Annotated in this window: 3 protein-coding genes; all 3 read right to left on the minus strand. The window is 67.9% G+C overall.

Translation table 11 applies throughout. From position 1 onward, the window contains the following. Positions 1–25: 25 nt before the first annotated feature. Positions 26–1,585 carry an IS66 family transposase gene (gene tnpC, locus AC07UH_RS21440; RefSeq protein ID WP_495182205.1) on the minus strand — a complete coding sequence of 520 codons (1,560 nt, stop codon included), beginning with the start codon at positions 1,583–1,585 and terminating at the stop codon, positions 26–28. A 55-nt stretch (positions 1,586–1,640) separates the two neighbouring features. After that, positions 1,641–1,988, minus strand: coding sequence for an IS66 family insertion sequence element accessory protein TnpB (gene tnpB, locus AC07UH_RS21445; RefSeq protein ID WP_076712045.1), 348 nt, complete (start codon positions 1,986–1,988; stop codon positions 1,641–1,643). Beyond that, a partial coding sequence (tnpA, locus tag AC07UH_RS21450; protein ID WP_495182206.1) for an IS66-like element accessory protein TnpA occupies positions 1,985–2,281 on the minus strand: 297 nt, incomplete at its 5' end. The genes tnpB and tnpA, both read right to left, overlap by 4 nt.

Here is a 2,281-nt window from a genome sequence, read left to right on the forward strand (position 1 = left end):
GTAAGAGTGGTGTGGAGGCCGCAGATTATGCTGCTTGCGCAATGGGCTGATCTACCGGCGGCATCCAGTTCCAGGGCATGAGTTTGTCCCACTGGCTGGCGGGCCAGTCGCTTGCGACTTTGGCGATGACGTCGGCGATATAGACCTGCGGGTCGACGCCGTTGGCCTTGCAGGTCTGGATGACGGTGTAGATAGCCGCGGCCCGCTCGCCGCCTGCGGGCGAACCGGCGAACAGCCAGTTGCGACGTCCGACCGCGACACCGCGCAGCGCACGCTCCGCGATATTGTTGTCGATCTCCAGGCGACCATCTTCGAGGAAGCGCGACAGGGCCGGCCAGCGCTTCGTGCCATAGGCGATGGCCTTGGCCATGTCGGACCTGGGTGACAGATGGCGAAGGGCGGCGTCGAGCGTCTCGCGCAAGGCCTTGACCAGCGGTTTACTCCGTTCCTGCCTGACGCAACACCGCACATCGGGGGGTTGGCAGCGGACCTCGGCCTCAACGACATAGAGCGAGCCGATCTGCTCGAGGATGTCGGTTGTCAGCGGTGTGGGCGACCGCTCGTGGAGGTCGAAGACCTTCCGTCGGAAATGCGCCCAGCAGGCGACCTCGGTGACGCCGCTGCGGTACAGCCCGTCATAGCCCGCGTAGGCATCGGCCTGGAGGAAGCCGCGAAAGCCGGTAAGATGCGCCAGCGGGTGCGCGGCCGTGCGATCCGGCGTGAAGCGATACCAGGTCGCGCGCGGCGCCGTGCTGCCGGATGCCCGGTCGTCGGCCGCGTACACCCATAACCGCCCGGTCGCCGTCTTGCCCCGACCGGGGTCGAGCACCGGCACGGGTGTGTCGTCGGCATGGATCTTGTCGGCCTTGAGCACCTCGTCGCGGATGCGGCTGACGATGGGGTCGAGGAGCGCGGCAGCCTGTCCGGTCCAGCCGGCCAGCGTCGAGCGGTCGATGTCGAGCCCCTGCGCGGCCATCATCTCGGCCTGGCGATACAGAGGCAGGTGGTGGTCGAACTTGGAGACGACGACGTGCGCCAGCGTGGCGAAGGTTGCCTTGCCGCGCGCCACACCGCTGACCGGGGCGGGCGCCTGGACGATCTTCTCACAGGTTCGGCAGCTGTATTTGGGGCGAACGTTGCGGACGACCCGCCAGCGCACCGGCACGATGTCGAGCATCTCGTGTGCGTCCGAGCCGAGCGGGCGCAACGCACCGCCACAGTCCGGGCAGGTGCAGACACCCGATACGGGTTCGTGAACGACCTCCTCGCGCGGCAGATGCGCCGGCAGACTGCGGACGGGCACCGAACGCGCCGCCACGCCGGGGTCGGCCGCTCCGGCCCCAGGCGCATCACGCTCGGTTTCCAGTTCCTCCAGCGCCAGTTCGAGCTGCTCGATCTCGCGGCCGAGCTTTTCGGACGAGGCGCCGAACTGCATCCGCCGCAGCCGCGCGATCTGTCCGCGCAGGGTATCGATGAGCAGGTCGCGGGCGGCGAGTGCGGCATTGGCCCGGGCGAGCGAGGCCTCCAGCGCGGCAATCCGCGCGGCGGCATCAGCAGGGGAAACGGGCGCTTCCGGCACCCGCATTTCATAGCAGATTGCAGGCCGGCGAGCGAGGGAAAGTGGCGCAAAACCGCCGTTCCTACCCCGCCAGCGTTGGCGCGAACGTCCGCTCCGGTCGCCGCCAGTCGATGCCTTCCAGCAGCATCGACAATTGCGCCGGCGTCAGCGTCACCGTGCCGGTCGCGGTCACTGGCCAGACGAAACGGCCACGGTCGAGCCGCTTGGAAAACAGGCAAAGTCCCTGGCCGTCGAACCACAGTAACTTGACCAGATGACCCCGCTTGCCCCGGAACACGAACAAGGCACCCGAATGCGGGTTCTGCGCCAGCACCTGCTGCACCAGCACCGCCAGGCCATCGAACCCCTTGCGCATGTCGGTCACGCCACACGCCAAAAATACTCGCGTCGGCAACGGCACCGGGCTCACCGCAGCACCGACAGCACCCGTGCAAGCGCGCCTGCATCCACAGCTGCGTCGACACTCACCCGCACGCCGCCCGGTAACTCGATCTGAATGAGCCCCGATGGAAATGGTGCCGGCTGTGGCGCTGGCGGCGTCGGTTCCGCCACATGCACCTCGGCAAACACCGGCAGCGACGGCATCGCCCCGGCCAGCTTGCCTTCGCGCAGCTGCTTGCGCCATGTGTAGATCAGGCTGCTCGATACCTCGCGATGCGCGATGACATCGCAGACCCGAACCCCCGGCCGGAACGCCTCGGC

Source organism: Sphingomonas sp. GW821-FHT04B01 (assembly GCF_059420425.1).